The 18,074-nt window shown below is 69.2% G+C and carries 25 protein-coding genes; 10 read left to right on the top strand and 15 right to left on the bottom strand.

Features of this window, described 5'->3' with window-relative positions:
• Window positions 1-234: 234 nt before the first annotated feature.
• On the bottom strand, window positions 235-1,770 hold the full coding sequence (locus LPA44_RS01480) for a 2-isopropylmalate synthase (RefSeq protein ID WP_269069464.1): 1,536 nt from the start codon (window positions 1,768-1,770) through the stop codon (window positions 235-237).
• Window positions 1,771-1,881: 111 nt separating this feature from the next.
• Window positions 1,882-2,229, bottom strand: coding sequence for a DUF192 domain-containing protein (locus LPA44_RS01475; protein ID WP_230887827.1), 348 nt, complete (start codon window positions 2,227-2,229; stop codon window positions 1,882-1,884).
• Window positions 2,230-2,288: 59 nt separating this feature from the next.
• Here LPA44_RS01475 and LPA44_RS01470 point away from each other — a divergent pair, with 59 nt between their 5' ends.
• Genes LPA44_RS01470 through LPA44_RS01455 form a run of 4 tightly spaced genes read left to right on the top strand, consistent with a single transcriptional unit; the run spans window position 2,289 to window position 5,755 of the window.
• A complete protein-coding gene (locus LPA44_RS01470) occupies window positions 2,289-2,801 on the top strand; it encodes a DUF7097 family protein (protein ID WP_230887826.1) in 513 nt (170 codons plus the stop codon).
• Between the two features lie 48 nt (window positions 2,802-2,849).
• Window positions 2,850-3,287, top strand: coding sequence for a VOC family protein (locus tag LPA44_RS01465; RefSeq protein WP_230887825.1), 438 nt, complete (start codon window positions 2,850-2,852; stop codon window positions 3,285-3,287).
• 46 nt (window positions 3,288-3,333) lie between these two features.
• Window positions 3,334-3,885, top strand: coding sequence for a GMP synthase subunit A (locus tag LPA44_RS01460; RefSeq protein WP_230887824.1), 552 nt, complete (start codon window positions 3,334-3,336; stop codon window positions 3,883-3,885).
• Between the two features lie 4 nt (window positions 3,886-3,889).
• Window positions 3,890-5,755, top strand: a complete 1,866-nt coding sequence (locus tag LPA44_RS01455; protein ID WP_230887823.1) for a DUF2070 family protein — start codon at window positions 3,890-3,892, stop codon at window positions 5,753-5,755.
• 66 nt (window positions 5,756-5,821) lie between these two features.
• Here LPA44_RS01455 and LPA44_RS01450 read toward each other — a convergent pair whose 3' ends face one another.
• The 6 genes from LPA44_RS01450 to LPA44_RS01425 form a co-directional block, all read right to left on the bottom strand.
• A complete protein-coding gene (locus tag LPA44_RS01450; RefSeq protein WP_230887822.1) occupies window positions 5,822-6,073 on the bottom strand; it encodes a DUF3194 domain-containing protein in 252 nt (83 codons plus the stop codon).
• Between the two features lie 3 nt (window positions 6,074-6,076).
• Complete coding sequence (locus LPA44_RS01445) at window positions 6,077-6,457, bottom strand: prefoldin subunit beta (protein WP_230887821.1); 381 nt, start codon at window positions 6,455-6,457, stop codon at window positions 6,077-6,079.
• Between the two features lie 86 nt (window positions 6,458-6,543).
• On the bottom strand, window positions 6,544-6,801 hold the full coding sequence (locus tag LPA44_RS01440) for a KEOPS complex subunit Pcc1 (protein WP_230887820.1): 258 nt from the start codon (window positions 6,799-6,801) through the stop codon (window positions 6,544-6,546).
• Between the two features lie 6 nt (window positions 6,802-6,807).
• A complete protein-coding gene (locus LPA44_RS01435) occupies window positions 6,808-6,942 on the bottom strand; it encodes a DNA-directed RNA polymerase subunit P (RefSeq protein ID WP_230887819.1) in 135 nt (44 codons plus the stop codon).
• A gap of 2 nt (window positions 6,943-6,944) precedes the next feature.
• Window positions 6,945-7,265, bottom strand: a complete 321-nt coding sequence (locus LPA44_RS01430) for a 50S ribosomal protein L37ae (protein WP_230887818.1) — start codon at window positions 7,263-7,265, stop codon at window positions 6,945-6,947.
• A 203-nt stretch (window positions 7,266-7,468) separates the two neighbouring features.
• Window positions 7,469-8,191, bottom strand: a complete 723-nt coding sequence (locus tag LPA44_RS01425) for a DUF2103 domain-containing protein (RefSeq protein ID WP_230887817.1) — start codon at window positions 8,189-8,191, stop codon at window positions 7,469-7,471.
• Window positions 8,192-8,301: 110 nt separating this feature from the next.
• On the opposite strand from LPA44_RS01425, the gene LPA44_RS01420 reads away from it, so the two are divergent.
• Entirely contained in the window at window positions 8,302-8,628 is a 327-nt protein-coding gene (locus tag LPA44_RS01420) for a hypothetical protein (protein WP_230887816.1), read from the top strand.
• Window positions 8,629-8,642: 14 nt separating this feature from the next.
• On the opposite strand, the gene truD is transcribed toward LPA44_RS01420, so the two are convergent.
• Both truD and pth2 read right to left on the bottom strand, forming a co-directional pair.
• Entirely contained in the window at window positions 8,643-9,947 is a 1,305-nt protein-coding gene (gene truD, locus LPA44_RS01415; RefSeq protein ID WP_230887815.1) for a tRNA pseudouridine(13) synthase TruD, read from the bottom strand.
• A 2-nt stretch (window positions 9,948-9,949) separates the two neighbouring features.
• The gene (gene pth2, locus LPA44_RS01410; RefSeq protein WP_230887814.1) at window positions 9,950-10,288 is read right to left on the bottom strand and encodes a peptidyl-tRNA hydrolase Pth2; all 339 of its coding nucleotides are present in this window, start codon (window positions 10,286-10,288) and stop codon (window positions 9,950-9,952) included.
• A gap of 85 nt (window positions 10,289-10,373) precedes the next feature.
• On the opposite strand from pth2, the gene LPA44_RS01405 reads away from it, so the two are divergent.
• Genes LPA44_RS01405 through LPA44_RS01395 form a run of 3 tightly spaced genes read left to right on the top strand, consistent with a single transcriptional unit; the run spans window position 10,374 to window position 12,508 of the window.
• A complete protein-coding gene (locus tag LPA44_RS01405; protein WP_230887813.1) occupies window positions 10,374-10,988 on the top strand; it encodes a Yip1 family protein in 615 nt (204 codons plus the stop codon).
• Between the two features lie 33 nt (window positions 10,989-11,021).
• Window positions 11,022-11,609 (top strand): dCTP deaminase, encoded by a 588-nt coding sequence (gene dcd / locus LPA44_RS01400; protein ID WP_230887812.1) that lies wholly within the window; start codon window positions 11,022-11,024, stop codon window positions 11,607-11,609.
• On the top strand, window positions 11,606-12,508 hold the full coding sequence (locus LPA44_RS01395) for a thiamine-phosphate synthase family protein (protein ID WP_230887811.1): 903 nt from the start codon (window positions 11,606-11,608) through the stop codon (window positions 12,506-12,508). Before dcd ends, LPA44_RS01395 begins: the two co-directional genes overlap by 4 nt.
• On the opposite strand, the gene LPA44_RS01390 is transcribed toward LPA44_RS01395, so the two are convergent.
• The 3 genes from LPA44_RS01390 to LPA44_RS01380 form a co-directional block, all read right to left on the bottom strand.
• The gene (locus tag LPA44_RS01390) at window positions 12,500-13,264 is read right to left on the bottom strand and encodes a DUF7551 domain-containing protein (protein ID WP_230887810.1); all 765 of its coding nucleotides are present in this window, start codon (window positions 13,262-13,264) and stop codon (window positions 12,500-12,502) included. The two genes, LPA44_RS01395 and LPA44_RS01390, sit on opposite strands and share 9 nt — an antisense overlap.
• Before the next feature lie 100 nt (window positions 13,265-13,364).
• Entirely contained in the window at window positions 13,365-14,108 is a 744-nt protein-coding gene (locus LPA44_RS01385) for a 4-phosphopantoate--beta-alanine ligase (RefSeq protein WP_230887809.1), read from the bottom strand.
• A 74-nt stretch (window positions 14,109-14,182) separates the two neighbouring features.
• Window positions 14,183-15,019, bottom strand: coding sequence for a pantoate kinase (locus tag LPA44_RS01380; RefSeq protein ID WP_230887808.1), 837 nt, complete (start codon window positions 15,017-15,019; stop codon window positions 14,183-14,185).
• Between the two features lie 89 nt (window positions 15,020-15,108).
• On the opposite strand from LPA44_RS01380, the gene LPA44_RS01375 reads away from it, so the two are divergent.
• Both LPA44_RS01375 and LPA44_RS01370 read left to right on the top strand, forming a co-directional pair.
• On the top strand, window positions 15,109-15,411 hold the full coding sequence (locus LPA44_RS01375; RefSeq protein ID WP_230887807.1) for a UPF0175 family protein: 303 nt from the start codon (window positions 15,109-15,111) through the stop codon (window positions 15,409-15,411).
• A complete protein-coding gene (locus tag LPA44_RS01370; RefSeq protein ID WP_230887806.1) occupies window positions 15,408-15,926 on the top strand; it encodes a hypothetical protein in 519 nt (172 codons plus the stop codon). Before LPA44_RS01375 ends, LPA44_RS01370 begins: the two co-directional genes overlap by 4 nt.
• Here LPA44_RS01370 and aspS read toward each other — a convergent pair.
• Both aspS and LPA44_RS01360 read right to left on the bottom strand, forming a co-directional pair.
• Entirely contained in the window at window positions 15,923-17,227 is a 1,305-nt protein-coding gene (gene aspS / locus LPA44_RS01365) for an aspartate--tRNA(Asn) ligase (RefSeq protein ID WP_230887805.1), read from the bottom strand. The genes LPA44_RS01370 and aspS overlap by 4 nt on opposite strands.
• Window positions 17,228-17,309: 82 nt before the next feature.
• Entirely contained in the window at window positions 17,310-18,014 is a 705-nt protein-coding gene (locus LPA44_RS01360; protein ID WP_230887804.1) for a phosphoglycerol geranylgeranyltransferase, read from the bottom strand.
• Between the last annotated feature and the right edge of the window lie 60 nt (window positions 18,015-18,074).

The following is an 18,074-nucleotide window of genomic DNA, read 5'->3' as shown; positions in this document are numbered from 1 at the left end:
ACTGTACTGTCGCGAGGCGTGACGCGACCGTTCTGCTTCAGGCGAGTTCGACGTGTCCTCGAAAGCCCCGGCGCGCTCGGCGTCTACGACTCGCTGCGCGCTTCCTTCACTCGCTACGCTCGTTCAGTCCAGTGCTTGCGTCGTCTCGACTGCCGACCGCGCCGCCCCTTTCAGTCCCGCCCCGTATGAGCGAAGGCGGCTACGTGCCGGCTGCGAAAACCAGCGGAGCGTCCGTCAGTCCGCGGCCGTCGCGGTCTCTTTCTCGGGGAGGAGGCGGTCGAGAGCTTCGACGACGGCGTTGACGCTGGCGGCGGTGATGTCGCTGTCGCTGGCGTCGACGGTGACCGTGCGGTCGCCGCGCGAGACGGTGACGTGGACGGTGACGACGGCGTCAGTCCCGCCGGTGATGGCGTCGACGTGGTACTCTTCGAGGTGGAAGGTGACGTCGCCGAGTGCGTGGCGAACGGCGGCGATGGCGGCGTCGACGGGGCCGCTGCCGGTGCCGGCGGCGCTGTGCTCCTCGTCGTCCACGCGCAAGCGGACGGACGCGGTGGGGGTGCCGCCGCCGCTGGCCGCGGTGAGGTCGAGCACTTCGACGCGGCGGTTGCGGTCGCCGCCTTGGACGTCCTCGGCGACGGCGAGCAGGTCGGCGTCGGTGACGCGCTTGCCGCGCTCACCGAGTTCGTTCACGCGCTCGACGACTTCGGCCAGTTCGTCGTCGGAGACTTCGACGTCGTGTTCGGCGAGGGCGGCGCGGACGCCCGCGCGGCCGGCGTGCTTCCCGAGGACGAGGCGGCGCTCGCGGCCGACCGCCTCCGGGGAATACGGCTCGTACATGCGGTCGTCCTTGAGCGTGCCGTCGGTGTGGATGCCGGACTCGTGAGCGAACGCGTTCTCGCCGGAGACGGCCTTGTTCGGCGGGAGCGGGACGCCCGTGGCCTCCGCGACGGTGGACGCGAGGTCGTAGAGGCGCTCTGTGTCCAGCGGTTCGATGCCGTAGCAGTGCCAGAGCGCGACTGCGACCTCTTCGAGCGCGACGTTGCCGGCACGCTCGCCGACGCCGTTGACGGTAGCGTGGACGAGGTCCGCACCTGCGGAAACGCCCGCGAGCGCATCCGTGACGGCGAGCCCGAGGTCGTCGTGGGTGTGGACGCTCACCGGGCCGTAGTCGGCGACCGCGTCCACGAGTTCGTAGACGCGCTCGGGGCTGGCGTGGCCGACGGTGTCCGCGACGCAGAAGCGGTCCGCGCCGGCGTCAGCCGTCGTCTCGGCGAGCTCTGCGAGGAACGCGTCGTCGGCGCGCGAGCCGTCCTCGCCGATGACTTCGACCCAGAGGCCGTGGTCGGTCGCGTACTCCACGAGTTCGCGGGTCGTGTCGAGGACGCTCTCGCGGCTGGTGCCGACCTTCTCTTCGACGTGGCGGTCGCTGGCGGGGACGACGAGGTTCACGCCGTCGACGTCGCAGTCGAGCGCGAGGTCGACGTCGCGCTGGATGCCGCGACAGAAGCTCGTGACCGTCGCGTCCAGGTCGAGGCCGGTGACGCGGCGAATCGTCTCGCGCTCGCCGGCGCTCGTGCACGCGCTGCCGGCTTCGACGACGGAGACGCCGGTGTCGTCGAGTTTGCGCGCGATGGTCGCCTTCTGGTCGGCGGACAACGAGATGCCGGGGGCTTGTTCGCCGTCGCGCAGCGTGGTGTCGAGGAACTGTACGTCGGGTGCGCCGCCGTCGAGAGCGGCAGGGAAACTAGTGCCGGAGAATTTCTCGGCCAGCCGCCGTGAGGCGACTTACTCTATCCTCCGTGCCGGTGTGGTCCGACATGGTGTGTATGTCGTAGCGTGCCACACACGTTTGAAGGTGTGGGGTCTGACAGATGTTGCCTGTCAGTCCGCGAGGTAGACGCGGTCGCCGACGCGCACGTCGTCGGCCGCGCCCGCCGGAAGTTCGACGAGCGTGTCGCAGCGCGCCTCGCCGCGCCCCGTCCACGCCGAGAGGCGTTCGACGCGCTGGACTTCCTCGTCCTCCACCCAGACGGCGTCGAGGTCGAACGGCACGAACAGCATGTGGACATCGCGGCTGGCGGCGCCGTCGAAGTCGAAGACGAGCGCGTAGTCGTCGGGAATCGACCGCCGGAACATCAGCCCGCGGGTCTGCGCGAACAGCGAGTCGGCGACGTCGACGTCGGTCGCGAGCGTCCGCGCGTCGCCGTCGCGCTCGTGGCGGAGGTGCACACCCGGAGTCGGCGGCGGGCAGCGAAAAGCGTTACCCCGTCCGGTCGCTACGCCGGGGCGTGAAGAAGACGCCGACCGGGACCGCCGTCGGGGTCGACGACCCCTACGACCACGCCGGCGTCTGCGACTACGCGACCGACGACGGGAAGTGCCGGTACGCTTTCGAGCACGGCCAACACGACCCCGAGTTCGCCGCCGAGCGCCGCGCGGACGACTTCCGGTGTCCGGTCGCGGACGGCGACTGGGAGTGGAATGACTGTCCCCACTACCGGTGCCGCCAGCGCGACCGCGAGTGCGCGCGTTGCGGGCTCGAAGAGCGCCGGCAGGCCCACGACGACGAGCGCCCGCTCCTCGAGGAGCACCACCTCGCGTACGACGACGAGGAGGACGTCGGCCACGAAATCACCATCTTCCTCTGCCGGTGGTGTCACGCGAAAGTCCACGACTCGTGGGCGTGCATCGACGACGACGCCAGCCCCGACCCCGAGGCCATCGCGACCGCGGAGGGCCGGCGCAGCGAGGAGCAGTCCGAACTCTCCTTCGACACCGCGGCCGACCGCTACGACGAGTAGCACTGTTCCGACCCCGACGGCTAACTGTCCGCGCGCTAAACGTCTGGTATGAACGACACGCCGTTCCACCTCGGCCACGTCCACCTCAAGGTCCGCGACCTCGAGCGCGCCGTCGCGTTCTACGAGGACGTCTTCGACCTCGAAATCACGGAGACTGAGGGACGGTTCGCGTTCCTCTCGTGGGGCGACCACCACCACGACGTCGCACTGCAAGCCGTCGGCGCGGACGCCTCGGACGCCGGCCGCGGCGTCGGCCTCTACCACGCCGCAATCGAAGTCGACTCCGAGGAGAACCTGGGTGACGTCTACGACGAACTCTGCGAGCGCGGCGTCCCCTCTACGCCCGTCGACCACGGCATCAGCAAGGCGCTGTACTTCTCGGACCCCGCGGGCAACGGCCTCGAAGCGTACGTCGACACGCGCGAAGAACGCGACCGCTCGGCGTGGGACCGGGAGAACCGGCGCTTCGACCCGTCGGCGCTGTAACTCCGAACGAGTGGGTTTTTAGTCGCGAATCGTGTAGCCCGCCCTAATGACACGCATCCTCGTCGTCGACAACCACGGTCAGTTCACCCACCTGGAGCACCGGGTGCTCCGGGACATGGACGGGGTGGAGACCGAGACCGTCGACAACACGACGCCGCCGGCGGACATCGACGCCGACGGCCTCGTGCTCTCCGGCGGCCCCGACATGGACGACGTCGGGAACTGCCCCGACTACCTCGACCTCGACATTCCGGTCTTCGGCATCTGTCTCGGCATGCAGCTCATCGCCACGGAACTCGGTGGCTCCGTCGAGTCCGGCGACTACGGCGGCTACGCCGACGTCGACGTCGAGATTCTCGACGAGGACGACCCGCTCGTCGGGTCGCTCGCGCCCGAGACCCGCGTCTGGGCGAGCCACGCCGACGAAGTCGTCGACGTCCCCGAGGGGTTCACGCGAACCGCCCGCAGCGACATCTGCGACGTCGAAGCAATCTCGGACACCGACCGCGACCTCTACGGCGTCCAGTGGCACCCCGAGGTCGCGCACACCGAGGAGGGCGAAGCGGTCTTCGAGAACTTCGTCGACGTCTGCGAGTAGGCCCATGACGGAGACGCAGGGCGAACTCGCGGGCCTCTCGAAGTACATCTTCCGCGCGCCCCAGTGGTACACGAGCGTCGCGCTCTCGCTGGTCATCGCGGCGCTGGCCGGCATCGCGGCCTTCGACAGCCAGTACGTGCTCGAGGACGCCTGGCAGGGCGTGTTCTTCATCGGCGTGCCGACGGTCGTCGCGAGCCTCGCGACCACCCCGGTCGACCGCTACTTCGGCGGCCAACTCACGTACAGCCGGTCGTCGCTTTTGGCGTTCGCCTGCGAGGTCGTGGTCGTCGTCGTGCTCGTGGCCGCGGGCGTCGTCGCCACGATTACCGGCCGGTTCGGGCAGAACTTCGTCTTCGACGCACTCGTCGCGGCGCTCGGGCTCGTGTTCGCGATTCGGTTCCTCGTGGTGCTGGCGGTCTCCCGGGACTCACCGCTGGTCGCCGCGATTCCCGCGAGCATCCAGACGCTGACTGCGGGTCTGCTGTTGTTCGTCTACAGCGGCACGATGAACTACCTCACCACGGGCGGGCGCCTCGTGAACGCCTACCTCTCCCGCCCCGCCGAGGCACCGCCGGAGATTCAGTACGCGTTCTCGCCCCGGGACTTCGTGCTGCTGGTGTTGCTGACCGCGCTGTACGGGGTCGCAGCCTACGGGCTCGTCCTCGCCATCGACCGCCCGTGGAAGCGCAGCCTCGGCGTCAGTGTCCTCGACTTCGTCAGCGGATTCATCGGTCACATCGCCGAGGGCACCCGCGAACTGGAGGATTTCTTCGAGCAGATTGGCGAGGAAGCGGTCGTCCCCGTAACGGTGCTGGCGTTCCGGAACGCCGACGACGGCGAGGAGAAAGCGCGGTTCGTGTTGCCGATGATTCACCCCGGGCCGATGGGGGAAATCGGCGGCGGGAACCTCCCACAGCGCGTCGCCGAGTCAGCGACCGGGCTGGCGTTCCCGCCCCACGCCACCGCCGGCCACGACTTCAACCTCGTCACGGAGCGCGAAGTCGACACGCTCATCGACGCCGCCGAGCGCGCCCACGCGTCCATCGACTACTGCGACCGCGCGACACCCGCGGTGCGCGTCCAGGAGGGCGACGCGAAGCTCCTCGGGCAGGCGTTCGGCGACGACGCGCTCCTCGTCTCCACGTTCTCCCCCGAATTCGCCGACGACGTCGAGTTCGCGGTCGGCCTCTCCGCGACCGCCGAAGCCCGCGTCGAGGGCATGGACGACGTCCTGCTGGCGGACGCCCACAACTGCAACAACGGGCTCGGCGGCGACGACCTCGGGCACGTCTACCCCGGGAGCAAGCGCTCGTTCGACATGATTCAGGCCGCCGGCGAGACCGCGCGCAGCCTCCGGGACGCCGACGAGGACAGCCTCGAACTCGGCGTCGCGTGGGACCGCACGGCGTGGCGGCCCGAGGACGGCATCGGCCCGCTTGGCGTCCGCGTCGCCGTCCTCGATACGGGCGGCGACCGCACGGCGTACGTGCTCGTCGACGGGAACAACATGGAACCCGGGCTCCGCGAGGAACTCATCGACGCGCTCGACGGCGTCGACCACGCGGAAATCATGACCACGGACACCCACATCGTCAACACCGTCGAGTCCACGAACCAGGTCGGCGCGAGCATCGACTGGGACGAACTCGTCGACCTCGTCACGGACCTCACTGCCGAGGCCGTCGCCGACCTCGAACCCGTCGAAGCCGGCATGGCCAGCGAGCGCGCCGAGGTCACCGTCTTCGGCAACGACCGCACGGAGACGCTCGCCAGCCACGCCAACGCTGTCATCGCGATGGGCGGCGTGATTGTCGCGCTCGCCGTGCTCGCCACCGTCGCCATCAGTATCCTCATCTTCTTCCTGACGTAGCCACCGTCGCGCAATCGCGACGGCTGGCGCTACGCATCGGACAGTAGAACGAACGAGCGAGAACGGTTACTCGTCCGCGAACAGGTCGTCGACGGCAGCGCGCGCAGCGAGCGCGGCGTCCTCCGCGACCTGGTCGACGTCGGCGTCGGCGTCCGGCGCGTGGACGTAGACGTCCACGTCGAGTACGCCATCCTCGAACGTGACGGTGATGTCGAGGTCGTCGACGTCACCGGTCGCGAGCCGCGAGAACACGAGGCCTTCGGCGGCCTCGGCCGCGGTCTCGACGACTTCCTCGTCGGACGGCTCCTCGTCAGTCATCAGTTACGCGCTCGGGCCGCCCATCGGACCGCCGCCGCCGGCACCGCCGAGCATCTCCTGGAGCTCCTCCTGGAGTTCCTCGAACTGCTCCTGCACGCGCTCCTCCTGCTTCGAGAGGGTCTCGACGCGGACTTCGAGGTTGTCGACCTTCTCTTCGAGGTCGTCGGCGGCGTCGTCGTAGTCCGTCTCCACGAGGAGTTCGCCGACCTCGCGGTACATCGTCGCGTCCTCCTCGATGTCGTCGAGGGCGTCGAGGGCGGTCTGGGCCTCGGTGAGCTGGGTCTCGGCCTGCTGCTTCTGGGCCGCGACCGTCTGCGCTTTCTCCTGAAGGTCCTGTAGCTGCTCGAGCTTCTCCTGTGCTTCCGGCGGCAGATTGCCCTGCATACGTCTGGGGAGGCGCGCCCGACAGAAAAACCCCCGTATTACGTGCCGCGAGGCCGACGCGCTTCAGGAACCGGACTTCGGGTGACTCAGCGCCGCTCGCCGCCGGCAGCGTCCGCCACGCGCTCGGTGACCTCAACGAGCGTCAGCCACGTGTTGTTCCCGGCGCGCAGCGCGGTCAGGTCCGCTGCGTCGACGGTGACCGTGACGGTCGCGTCCTCGCGCCGGACGGCCGCCTCGCTACGGTCGCCCTCGATGTCGCCGGCTTCGACCGCGACGCTACGCTCGACGGTGCGAGCGACCGCGGAAGAACCGTACTCGAAAACCAGTTCCGTGGAGTGGTCCACCGGCCGTTATCGGACTTCGACTTCCTTGATGTCGCGGCTCCGCTCTTTGAGGAGGACGCGGTGCCCACAGTACGGGCACCGAACCCCGCCGTACTCGTCGAGTTCGACGTCGCGCTTACAGCGGGAGCACTTGTACGCCATGCTTACTCCTCGACGGCTTCGACGTCGGCCTCGGCTTCGACGTCCGCTTCGCCCTCGCCCTCGCCGAGCGCCGCGCGGATGGAGCGGCTGACGGTGCGTCCGCCCGGCGTCTCGGGCTTGTACGCGCCGCCGGCGTACTTGTAGTCGCACTTCGAGCACTGCCAGATGCCGGTCCCCTGTCGGGAGACGGCTTCGGAACCGCAGTCCGGGCAGGCGTGTTTCTCGTTCATCTCGTCCTCGATTTCGGAGACGCGACGCCGAGAGACGCGGCCGTAGCGCGCGCCGAATCGGCCGGCGCTCCCCGTGGAGCCCTTCTTAGCCATAGTGAACGCTTCTACCGTCGGGGCGCACATAAACGCTACGTTGCGTGGTCGAGCGCAGCGAGACCACGTTACCGCGAACGGCGAACGAAGTGAGCCGTGAGCTGCGTGCCCGAGCAACGCGTGGGCACGTTAATGCGAACGCGGAGCGCAGCGATGCGTGAGCAGCGTGCCTGGGTAGCGCGAGACCACGTTATCGCGCGACTTCAGTCCCGTAGTTCTTCTTCGGCGAGCGCGTCGTTGAGGTCCGCGCGGACGCGTTCGCCGGTGTCGCGGTTCATCGCGGTCGTCACGACGCGGTTCTCCTGAACGCTGGAGCCGTCTCGCACCAGGAGGCGGAGGTTGCCGTTGTCGTCGGCGCGCGTGACCTTCGCGCGGACGCCCGTCCGGGAGCCGGAGCCGCCGGCGTCGATGGGGCCCGGGATGACCTTCTTGACGTTCGGGTGGTCGGCGACGGTGCGAATCGCGCGCTGGCCGTCGCGGTTCCCGATGAGCGTGGAGTGGCGGCCGCCGATTTTCTCGCGGGCGGGTTCGTCGACGACGTCGAGCGAGCGGTCGCCGCGGCGCTCGACCACCGACTCGACGGGGTTCTCGCGGGGGACGCGGTAGACCTCGTAGTGGAGGTCCGCGCGCACCGCGCGAATCACGTCGTGGTCGCCCGCGACGAAGACGTCCTCGGGACGCTTGCGCCGGATTTCGTCGGCGATGCGGCCGGCGAAGTTCCGTAGTTCGACGACGCCGGTCTCGCCGCCCTCCTCGGGGACGGTGGCGATGTCGGTCTGGCCGACAACTTCCTCGTCGTCGAGGAACGTGAGCGTCGCGTGGTCGCGGTCGCAGGCGGCGACGACCGCGTCGCAGTTGGCGGTGTCACAGACCAGGCAGTAGTCGCCCGGCTTGCGCAGGGGCGTGCCACACCGCCGACAGTCCATGTCCCGGAGAACGGTGCCGGCGCGCAAAAGCCCGGTGTTTCGCGCGGTCGCGGCCGTACTGTCGCGCCGGCGGTGGTACTTTCCGCGAGCCGGCAGTACGCTTCGGCGTGATGACGCCCTCCACAACGGCCGCCGTTCGCGGGCTGACCGTCCTCGTGGTCGCCGCGTTCCTCGGTGTGTTAGGCTGGTACCTCGGCCAGCCCGGCTACACCTCGGCACGGTTGGCGTTGTTCGCGGCGCTCGGCGCGAGCGCAATCGCGGGTGCTGCCGGGGTGGTATCGGAACGGGCGTTCGTGGCTGCCAGCGGCGCGTGCGCCCTGTTTCTCCTGGGCTTCTGGCAGGCCGCACTCTGGCTGTACGTCTTCCCCGTCGCCGGCCTCCTGGTCGTCGCTGCCGTCGTGCTCGCGGCCGACAGCGGCGCAGACGCGGCCGTCTGATACGGGGTCGCCCGTCAGAGGTCCGTCGGGTCCGTCTTCAGGTACTCGCGCAGGACGACCGTCGCGTAGCTCCCGGAGGGGAGCGCGAAGTCGAAGGTTAGGGGGTCGCGTTCGACACCGAGGTCGGGGCGGAGCAGGACTGCGCGCCGCGTCCCCGCGGAGTCGAACTCGCCGGGGAGGTCGAAGTCCCCGGGTTCTAGGTCGAGTTCGCCGAGGACAGCGCGCTCGATTTCGCCGGGTTCACCCTCGGCGAGTTCGATGTCGGTGCCGACGAGCGGCGCGGTGACGAACGCCCGGCCCCGCGCGCAGTGGCGTGCAATCACGTCCACGCGGTCGGCGGTGACGCGCTGCTGGCGGCTCGAATCCGGGCGGGCGACGCCCTCGGGCGCGTCCGATTCGGCGAACCAGACGACGTCGCCCTCGACGGGCTCGTGGAACGGCAGCCCGCGCTCCATGCGCTCGGAGAGCATGCGGTTGAACGCGTACGATTGGGCGGCGTGGACGAACAGCCGCTGGAGGTTCGACGGGAACGTCTCGACGGCGTCCCGGAAACTCCCGCCGTCCGCCAATTCGTGCAGCATCGTGCGCTCGTAGCGCAGCCGGTTCGGGAACTCCTCTAAGGCGGCCTCCCAGTCACGGGTGTCCTCGACGAACCGGCGGGCGCGCTGGCTGTCTTTGGGCTCGTACTCGCTGGGCGCGCCGAGGTACGCCATCGCCGCGCCCTCCCAGTCGTCGCGGAGGATGGCGAGCCCGACCTCGTGCGTGATGGGGCGCTTGCTGCCGAAGCGCTGCTGGCCGAAGAAGTTCGGGACGCCGGGCTCGCCGCTGCCGAACGCCGCGAGGTCCGCGGTGACGGCGTCGGCCTGCTCGGGGTTGTCGGGGTCGCGAACGACGACGCGGAACTCGTTACCCGCGAGGTCGCCGAATTGGAGGCCGCGGCCCGCCCGACCCACGACGTCGATGCCCGCGTCCGAAATCTCGGGCACGTCCTTGGGCTCGACGTCGCGGACGGCGAACAACTGGGTGGTGACGGCGTGGCGGTCCTTCGTCCCCGCCCACGTCACGCGCTCGCGACTCATTCCGAGGCGGTTCGCGAATTCGCGGGCGAAGTCGTTGGTGTCCCACGACGTCAGCGTCACGCGCAACACGAGCCACGGGTAGTCCGCCTGGTCCGCGTCGACGGGCTGCGTGTCGAAGTCCTCGATTTCGGTGACGCGGAAGTCCGACGGCGACTCGCGGAGGCGGCCGCCGGTGCCGTCGCTGTCGCTGGCGTAGTACCACATGCCGACCGCGCGTTCCAATTCGTGAACGTCCCGCATTATCAGAACAGCGAGAGGTCGCCGGTGATTTCGTCCACGTCGGCGTCGGCAGCCGGACCGACCGCGACCGCCGTCGGCGTCCCTGGCTCCAACTGGGTGCGGCCGGCGTCCTCGATGACCGCGGACGGCAGCCCCTTGGCTTTCGCTTCCTCCGCAATCTGGTAGAGTTCGCGCTCGCTGCTGGCCTTCACGACGACCTTGGTCTGGCCCTGCTGTTTCCACTGTCGTTGGGCCCGATCGTCGGCGTACTCGTAGGCTTTCAGGGAGGCGTGCGCGACCTGCACCGCGAGCTTCCCCTTCCCCATCCCGATGTCCGTTCGGGCGGCGATGACCTGCTTCATGCAACGGCGTAGGGGCGGCGCGGGCAAAGTGTTGGCTACTCGTGGCGCCGACAGACATTTGCCGATTCCGCCGGCAGGCCGGGACATGGCCCCGCGCACTCCGCTCTCCAGACCGCGCCGGTACTTCGAGGAACGCGGCTTCGACCTGCGGCCAGCCGTCGCTGCGGTCGGCGTCGCCGCGCTCGTGCTCGCAGCCGCCCTCTACGGGTTCGCCGCACTGTTCGTGCGTCGCGTCCGACGGGCCGGCCACGGCGACGCAGCCAGCGAGGTGTGGAGTCTGCTCTCCGCGGAAATCGTCGGCATCGTCGTCCTGTTCTTCGTCGGCTGGGTCATCGTCGCGGGCATCCTCCACCTGCTCGCGCGCGCCGTCATCGGCCACGAAGGGACGTTCCGCGAGACGCTCGCGGTCGCCGGCTGGGGGACCGTCCCGTCGATTCTCAACACAGTGTTCGCGTTCGCCGTGCTCGCGTTCGTGCTCCAGTCCGCCTCCTTCGACACCTCAGAAACGTTCGCCCGGCAGTTCCGGTCGACGTTCCGCTCGACCGGCCTCCTCCGCGGCGCGTTCACGTTCGTCGTCGCCGGCTGGCAGACGTACATCTACACCGAGGGGCTGTACGTCGAATTCGACGCCGACGAAGGCAGCGCGCTCGTGGTCGCGGCTGTCGTCGCGTACGGCGGCTGGCTGCTCAGCCTGTTCTGAAACCTTTAGGCGCTCCGGGGTTCACGACCCAGTATGATACTCTCCGACCGGGACATCCTCTCGCGGCTGCAGGAGGGCGACCTCGTCGTCGAACCGCTCGACGACATCGACCTCCAGGTCCAGCCCGCGAGCGTCGACGTCCGACTCGGCCGGCGCTTCCTGGAGTTCGAGCGCGCGAACGTCCCCTGCATCCACCCCAACAGAGAAGAGGAAGTCGAGGACTACGTCACCGAGACCGTCGTGGAGGACGGCGACGAGTTCATCCTCCACCCCGGCGACTTCGTGCTCGGCACCACGAAAGAGCGCGTGGAGGTGCCGCCGGACCTCGTCGCGCAAGTCGAAGGCCGGTCGTCGCTCGGTCGACTCGCCGTGGTCGTCCACGCTACAGCGGGCTTCATCGACCCCGGCTTCGAGGGGAAAGTCACGCTCGAGCTCTCGAACCTCGGGAAGGTCCCGGTCGCGCTCACGCCGGACATGCGCATCAGCCAGCTCGTATTCACGAAACTCTCTAGCCCCGCCGAGCGGCCGTACGGCGAGGAGCGCGGCTCGAAGTACCAGGACCAGGACGGCCCGCAGGCCAGCCGCATCCGCGGCGACCGCGAATTCGGTGGCGACCAATGAAGTTCCTCGAGGAGGTCGTCGTCGAGGAGTTCCTCCCGACGTTCCGCTCGCTGCTCGCCGCGGACCTCCGCGAGCGCGGACTCACCCAGCACGAGGTCGCGGAACTGCTCGGTGTCAGCCAGTCCGCGGTCTCGAAGTACGCCCACGGCGAGGTCACGGTCAACGGTGAAGTCGCCGACGACGAGCGCGTCCGCGAGACGGTCGAGCGCGTCGGCGAGGGGCTCGCGAGCGGCGACATGTCACAGGTGCAGGCACTCGTCGAAGCAGAGGTGCTGATTCGGCGGCTGTCCGCGCGCGGCGACGTCGTCGCGGAACTCCACGAGGAGGCGATGCCCGAACTCGCGGAGTACGAGGGGGACTTCCGCGTCCACGACCCCGAGAGCGAGGTGCGCGTCCGCGAGCGCGTGCTCTCGTCGGTGCGCCGCGGCGTCCGCATCCTCGAACACGCCAGCGGGTTCGCGACGCTCATCCCCGCGGTCGGCTCGAACCTCGTGGAGTGCACGCCCGACGCCGACGGCGTCGAGGACGTGGCGGGCGTCCCCGGCCGGATTCTGGACGTGATGGGGCGCACGGAGATTCCCGCCGACCCCGAGTTCGGCGTTAGCGTCCACGTCGCGTCCATCCTGCTCGCCACGCGCGACGCGGGCAGCGACGCTCGCGCGTGTCTGAACGTCCACTACGACCCGGGCATCGTCGACGAACTGGAGGACCTCGGCTACGAAACCGTCGAGTTCGACCCAGAAGGCGAAGCGACCTCGGAGGCGCTCCGGCCCGTCGTCGCGGACCACCCGGAGGCGGACGTGCTCTACCAGACCGGCGGCTTCGGCGTCGAGCCAATCGTTTACTTGCTCGCGGACAGCGCGCCTGCGGCCGCCGAGATGGCGCGCGAACTACTGTAAGGGAGCGGTTGCCAATCCGGTGGGTCCGCCGTCGAGCCGCGCGCGGACGCCCTCACCAGCGCGGTCAAAGACTGGTTCTGCGTCCGGTTGCACCGCCAGCACGGCGATGGCTGCGGGGAGCGTGACGGCGGCGTCGACGACCCGGACTGTCGGGTCGAACCGCCAGCCGTGCGTCGTCTCCGCGAGCGCGTCCGCGAGGTCCGCGCCCGCGACCGTCGCCAGCGCGTCGCCGACGCTGGCCGCGTCCTCGGCGATGTCGGCCCGGCGCGCGGCGTCCGCGAGGACGTCTGCCTGCTCCTGAGCGGTGAGTTCCTCGTCGAGCGTGCGCGCCGTGCACCGCAGCAGGACGACGCAGAGGTCGTCGGGGTCGGTGGTGGCTTCCGCGGCGGCGAAGTACGCGTCCAGAATCGTGCGCTCGGCGTCGCGGTGGCCGGCCCCGCTCAGTGCCTCGAACACCGCGCCGGTGACGTCGTGGCAGGCGTCCGGCAGCGACGGCGCGTCCGCCGGCGGCACGGGGTTGGTCTGCTCGTGGACGACGAGGTCGTAGTGTGGCGCCCGCGGGTCGTAGCGCTCCAGCGTTCCGCGGTACGCGCGGGCCAACTCGACGGCGTCGGCGGCCGTTTCGCGGTCCGCGAACCGCAGGCCACCGACCGGGAACGGGCGTTCGCCGGTGCGCGCGCAGGCGACGTAGAAGCGGCCGTCCTCGCTGGCCAGGGCGTCGAGTCGCTCGCGCATCGTTCGGAGGTCGTCGCCCATCACGCTCCCCTCCCGTCGGCGTCGTCTAGAGTCGGTCGCTCGCACATGTTTTTTTAGGCCGACCTAAAGAATTAAAAAGGTATCGGGACCGACCGAGCGCTCAGTCGAGGTCGCCGTCCCGAATCCGCCGCTCTGACGCCTCCAACGCCGCCTCTCGGTCGAACCCCGCGACGATTTCTTCCAGTTCCTCGCGGGAGGCGTCGCGGAGCGTGCGGGCGTGCTCGGTAATCGACGGCAGCGCGCGGATGATGTTGTCCACGATGGGCACGGCGGCGCTCTGCGCGGACCGCGACATCGGGTTCAGGTCGATGACGAGTTCCGTCTTCCCCATCGCCGCCAGCGCCTCCGCGCGGTCGCCGTCCTCGAGGGGCACGAGCACCACGTCGGCGTCGTAGATGCCGTCGCGGTCCACCTTCGCGCGCTCGTGTTCGAGCCCCGGAATCCGCGCGTCCGCCTGTAGCCCCTTCACGTCCTTCGCGCCGTGTTCGCGGAGGTGTTCGGCGATGGCTTCCATCCGCTCTTCGGTGCGGTTGAAGAGGTTCACCTCGACGTCGGCGCCGACGACCTCCGCGAGCGCGACGACCTCCCCGGGCACGAGTGCCGCGACGTTCCCGTTCACCGACAGCACCGGATGCTCGGCGAGCAGGAGGTACGCGGCAGCCGCGCGCTCGGCGTCGTTCGCGGACGGAATCGTCTCCTCGCCGAGCAAGTAGTCGAACGCCTCCCCGCGGCCCTGCGCGACCAGCCCCTGCTTCGACGTGATGCCCTTCTCGACCCCCGCCTCGATGCGGTGGCGGGTCACCAGCGAGTCGTGGCGCGGGTGGTCGGCGGGAATCTCGGCCATACTGTCTCTGGCGCCCCGTCGCGCAAAAACCGTCCGCTTGCGGGTCGATGCTGCGACTCGTCCGGCTCGCCCGCTCAGATGTCCAGCGTCGCGCCCGCCGGATGCACGCGACACACCTCGGGGTCGTAGCCGGCGTCGGACAACCCCGTCCCGAGCGCGAACACCGTCCGCCCGAGCATCGCCATCGCGGCCTCGCCGCCCGCGTCCGCGACCGCGTCGACGGCCGCTTCGACCTCCCCGTCGAGGAGGTCTGCCTCCTGGGAGAACTCCCGCGAGAGCGCCATGAACCGCGGGAGCGTCGGGTGCTCGCGGAGGGACGCGAGCGCGTCTTCGCCCGCCGCTGACAGCGTCGCCGTGTCGCCGCCGATGACGTTGCTCGTCGAGAGCCCGCCGAAGGAGACGTACTCCACGCGGCCCGCGTCCGGCACGCCGTCGAGGCGGCCGTGCGCGGGTGCGCCGGGTTCCACGCGAATCGGGACGCCGCCGCGGGCTTGCGCCACCACGTCCCCGAGTCCAGTTCCGGCTTCGACTTCCGCGGCGTGCGCGACCGTCACGAGGTCGTTCTCGGAGAGTCCCGCGTCGAAGGCGCTGTTCGCGGCGAGCGCGGTGCCGAGCGCCATCGCGCCGGAGACGCCGAACCCCGCGCCCAGCGGCAGCGACGTCTCCGCGGACACCGTCGCCGTCGCGTCGAGCGCGTCCAGCACGCGCGTCACGCTCTCGACGGCAATCTCGCGGCCGTTCAAGCGCACCCGCGTTTCATCGCTGGGTTCGACGCGCGTCGTCACGCCCTCCGAGAGCGTGATGCCCGCACCCCTCGACCCCGTGCGTTCGGGGCTCTCGGTGCGCTCCACGCTGAAGAATCCCGTCACGTGGCCGGGCGCGAACGCCGTCGCCGCGTCGCCGTCGCTCATCCTCTCGGAGTCGGGGGTCGCGCGGATTAAGTGTTGCAGTATCGGCACGCGAACGTTCAAGTGTGTTTACGCCTAAGTACGACGTATACATGCCCTCGATTAGCGCCCGTATCCCCGACGACGAGGAAGAAGCCCTCGCCGAAGTCGCCGACCTGCTCGGCGAGGACAAGAGCGCTACCATCCGGAAGGCGCTCTCGGAGGGTCTCCACGACCTCCGCGTGCGCGTCGCCGTCGAGCGCTACCAGTCCGGCGACGTCTCCGTCAACGAGGCCGCCCGCATCGCGGACGTCAGCCTCGGCGAGTGGCTGGAAATCGCGCGCGAACACAACCTCACCACCCAACTCTCGCCCGATGACCTCGAATCGGACGCCGACGCCGCGCTCGACGTATGAGCGACGTCGTGCTCGTCGACGCGACCACGCTCATCGCGCTCGGGAGCGTCGGCCGCGTCGACCTCTTGGCGAACTTCGATGGCGACGTTCTGGTTCCGGAGACCGTCATCGACGAGGTGACGACCGAGCCGGCGAGGACGAACGTCTCGACGTTCCTCGACTCCCAGCAGGTCACCGACAGTGTCTCCGACGAGTTCACCGCGGACGCGCAGCGCCTGCTTGGTGACGAGCGCGTTCACGGTGACGCCGAACTCGTCGCTGGCGTGCGCTCCCACCACGCCGAGGACCGTTCTGTCGCCGTCGTCTCCGACGACCGCCGCGTCCGTGCGGTCGCGGAGGGACTCGGCGCGACGGTCACCGGAACTGTCGGCGTCGTCGTTCGCGCGGTTCACGAGGGAATGGACCCGGAGAACGCCAAATCGTTGATTCGAGAAATCGACAGCCACGGCTTGCACATGACCGGGGAACTCCGCGAAAAAGCGTTCGAGTTAATCGACGACGCAGCCGGCGATTAGGGACTCAGGCGTTGGCGGTCTCGCGGGAAGAGCACAGCCTCCCGGATGTTGTCGAGGTCGAGCATCGTCATCACGAGGCGCTCGACGCCGTACGCCCACCCCGCGTGGGGCGGCATGCCGTACTTGAACATCTTCGTGTAGTACTCGAACTGGTCGGGGTCCAGACCCTGCTGCTTGAAGCCCTCGACGAGCGCGTCGTAGCGGTGCTCACGCTGGCCGCCCGACACCAATTCCATGCGCGGGTGCATCAGGTCAAAGCCCTTCGAGAGTTCGGGGTCGTCGTCGTAGTCCTGGATGTAGAACGGCTTGATTTCGCTGGGCCAGTCGGTGACGAAGTAGTGCCCGCCGACGTCGTCGCCGAGCGCCTTCTCGCCCTCCGTGGGGAGGTCGTCGCCCCAGACGAGCTGCTCGTCGAGTTCGCCGGTGGCGTTGATGCGTTCGATGGCTTCCTCGTAGGTGAGCCGCGGGAAGTCGCCGGAGGGTGCCTCGAACTCCTCGGCGAGGCCGAGCGCTTCGAGTTCCTCCTGGCAGTTCTCCTCGACCGCGGAGTAGGCCGCCTGCAGCGTGCCCTCGCAGACGTCCATCGCCTCTTCGTGGTCGATGAACGCGGACTCGAAGTCGATCATCGTCGCCTCGTTGAGGTGGCGCGGGGTGTTGTGCTCTTCCGCGCGGAAGATGGGGCCGACCTCGAAGACGCGTTCGAGCCCGGAGCCCACCATCAGCTGCTTGAACAGCTGCGGGCTCTGGTTCATGAACGCCTCCTGGCCGAAGTACGTCACGGGGAACAGCTCTGTGCCGCCCTCCGTGCCGGTGGCGACGATTTTCGGCGTGTTAATCTCCGTCGAGCCGACGCTCCGGAAGTACTCCCGGACCGCGCGCAGCACTTCCGCGCGAATCTCGAAGATGGCCTTCGTCTCGGGCTTGCGGGCGTCCAGCGTGCGGTTGTCGAGCCGCGTCGAGAGGTCGGCGTCGACCTTCCCGGAGGGGTCCAGCGGGAGCTGGGGGTCGGCTTCCGCCATCACTTCGATGGAGTCGGGCGTGACCTCGACGCCCGTCGGCGCGCGCTCTTCCTCCTCGACGTCGCCGGTAACCTGGACGACGGACTCGCGCTGGACGTTGATGCCCGTCTCCACGAGCTCGTCGTCCATCTTGTCCTTCTCGAATTTGACCTGAATCTTGCCGGTCTTGTCGCGGAGGATGAGGAACGCGATGCCGCCGAGGTCGCGGACTTCGTGCACCCAGCCTGCGACCGTCGCGTGGTCGCCGGGTTCGGCGTCCGCTGTGAACGTTCGGTCCTTCATACCACCCGATTCACGTGGACCGGCCTTAAACGCCGTCATTTCCGGCGTGGCCGAACCCGGCTGTGTCGGGGGACGAGCGTCGTTACTCGTGGGCGTCGTTGACGCCGCGCACCGTCTCCGTGACGGCGTCCACGCCTTCGTCGTGGAGCAGGTCGCCGACGACGATGGTGTCCGCGCGCTCGCCCATCTCGTAGGCGGCGTCGTAGTCGCGGATGCCGCCGCCGTAGAACAGCGTCGCGTCGTCGAGCGCGTCGCGGGCGGCGCCGACGACGTCGGGGTCGCCGAGCATGCCGGAGTACTCGACGTAGACGATGTCCTGGCCGAGCATCTTCTCGGCGACCTCCGCGTACGCCGCCACCTCGTCGGCGTCGAGGTCACAGTCGGCGTCCGTGTACTCGGCGACGCTCGCCTCGTCGTTCAACACGACGTACGCCTCGGTAGCGGTGCGCTCCCAGTCGAGGTCGCCGATGCGGACCCACTCCTTGTGCGCGCCCGTAATCCAGAACGGGTCGCCGGCGTTCAACACGACCGGCACGAGGTAGCCGTCGAGGGCGTCGTCCTCGACGACGACCGCAGGATTGGACGGTTCCTGGTAGAGCGGTACGTCGTGTTTCCGGCAGGCGTCGATGACCCGCCGCATCTTCTCGGTCGTCACGTCCATCGTGCCGCCGATTTCGATGGCGTCGGTGCCCGTCTGGCAGACGTCGTCGAACGTGTCGCCGTCGGCCAGCGACTTGTCCGGGTCCACCTTGAGCACGTGGTCCCAGTCGTCCCACGGGGTAGTCATGTGCCCCCATTAAAATGGCCAGGGCAAAACCCCTTCGATGCGGGTGGACTGCCGGCAGCG

The sequence above is a fragment of the Halobacterium sp. KA-4 genome, assembly GCF_021028995.1.
In the GTDB taxonomy this organism is placed as follows: Archaea; Halobacteriota; Halobacteria; order Halobacteriales; family Halobacteriaceae; genus Halobacterium.
Note: the sequence above shows the minus strand (reverse complement) of the source record. Positions and strands in the feature narration are given on the sequence as shown.

What these genes read in the sequence shown, in the direction of transcription:
- LPA44_RS01420 (WP_230887816.1), top strand. Translation starts at nt 8,302, where the DNA reads ATGACGCCCTCCACAACGGCCGCCGTTCGCGGGCTGACCGTCCTCGTG.
- LPA44_RS01405 (WP_230887813.1), top strand. Translation starts at nt 10,374, where the DNA reads ATGGCCCCGCGCACTCCGCTCTCCAGACCGCGCCGGTACTTCGAGGAA.
- LPA44_RS01460 (WP_230887824.1), top strand. Translation starts at nt 3,334, where the DNA reads ATGACACGCATCCTCGTCGTCGACAACCACGGTCAGTTCACCCACCTG.
- aspS (WP_230887805.1), bottom strand. Translation starts at nt 17,227, where the DNA reads ATGAAGGACCGAACGTTCACAGCGGACGCCGAACCCGGCGACCACGCG.
- LPA44_RS01425 (WP_230887817.1), bottom strand. Translation starts at nt 8,191, where the DNA reads ATGGACTGTCGGCGGTGTGGCACGCCCCTGCGCAAGCCGGGCGACTAC.
- dcd (WP_230887812.1), top strand. Translation starts at nt 11,022, where the DNA reads ATGATACTCTCCGACCGGGACATCCTCTCGCGGCTGCAGGAGGGCGAC.
- LPA44_RS01380 (WP_230887808.1), bottom strand. Translation starts at nt 15,019, where the DNA reads ATGAGCGACGGCGACGCGGCGACGGCGTTCGCGCCCGGCCACGTGACG.
- LPA44_RS01375 (WP_230887807.1), top strand. Translation starts at nt 15,109, where the DNA reads ATGCCCTCGATTAGCGCCCGTATCCCCGACGACGAGGAAGAAGCCCTC.
- LPA44_RS01360 (WP_230887804.1), bottom strand. Translation starts at nt 18,014, where the DNA reads ATGACTACCCCGTGGGACGACTGGGACCACGTGCTCAAGGTGGACCCG.
- pth2 (WP_230887814.1), bottom strand. Translation starts at nt 10,288, where the DNA reads ATGAAGCAGGTCATCGCCGCCCGAACGGACATCGGGATGGGGAAGGGG.
- LPA44_RS01395 (WP_230887811.1), top strand. Translation starts at nt 11,606, where the DNA reads ATGAAGTTCCTCGAGGAGGTCGTCGTCGAGGAGTTCCTCCCGACGTTC.
- LPA44_RS01455 (WP_230887823.1), top strand. Translation starts at nt 3,890, where the DNA reads ATGACGGAGACGCAGGGCGAACTCGCGGGCCTCTCGAAGTACATCTTC.
- LPA44_RS01390 (WP_230887810.1), bottom strand. Translation starts at nt 13,264, where the DNA reads ATGGGCGACGACCTCCGAACGATGCGCGAGCGACTCGACGCCCTGGCC.
- LPA44_RS01370 (WP_230887806.1), top strand. Translation starts at nt 15,408, where the DNA reads ATGAGCGACGTCGTGCTCGTCGACGCGACCACGCTCATCGCGCTCGGG.
- LPA44_RS01450 (WP_230887822.1), bottom strand. Translation starts at nt 6,073, where the DNA reads ATGACTGACGAGGAGCCGTCCGACGAGGAAGTCGTCGAGACCGCGGCC.
- truD (WP_230887815.1), bottom strand. Translation starts at nt 9,947, where the DNA reads ATGCGGGACGTTCACGAATTGGAACGCGCGGTCGGCATGTGGTACTAC.
- LPA44_RS01435 (WP_230887819.1), bottom strand. Translation starts at nt 6,942, where the DNA reads ATGGCGTACAAGTGCTCCCGCTGTAAGCGCGACGTCGAACTCGACGAG.
- LPA44_RS01465 (WP_230887825.1), top strand. Translation starts at nt 2,850, where the DNA reads ATGAACGACACGCCGTTCCACCTCGGCCACGTCCACCTCAAGGTCCGC.
- LPA44_RS01385 (WP_230887809.1), bottom strand. Translation starts at nt 14,108, where the DNA reads ATGGCCGAGATTCCCGCCGACCACCCGCGCCACGACTCGCTGGTGACC.
- LPA44_RS01445 (WP_230887821.1), bottom strand. Translation starts at nt 6,457, where the DNA reads ATGCAGGGCAATCTGCCGCCGGAAGCACAGGAGAAGCTCGAGCAGCTA.
- LPA44_RS01430 (WP_230887818.1), bottom strand. Translation starts at nt 7,265, where the DNA reads ATGGCTAAGAAGGGCTCCACGGGGAGCGCCGGCCGATTCGGCGCGCGC.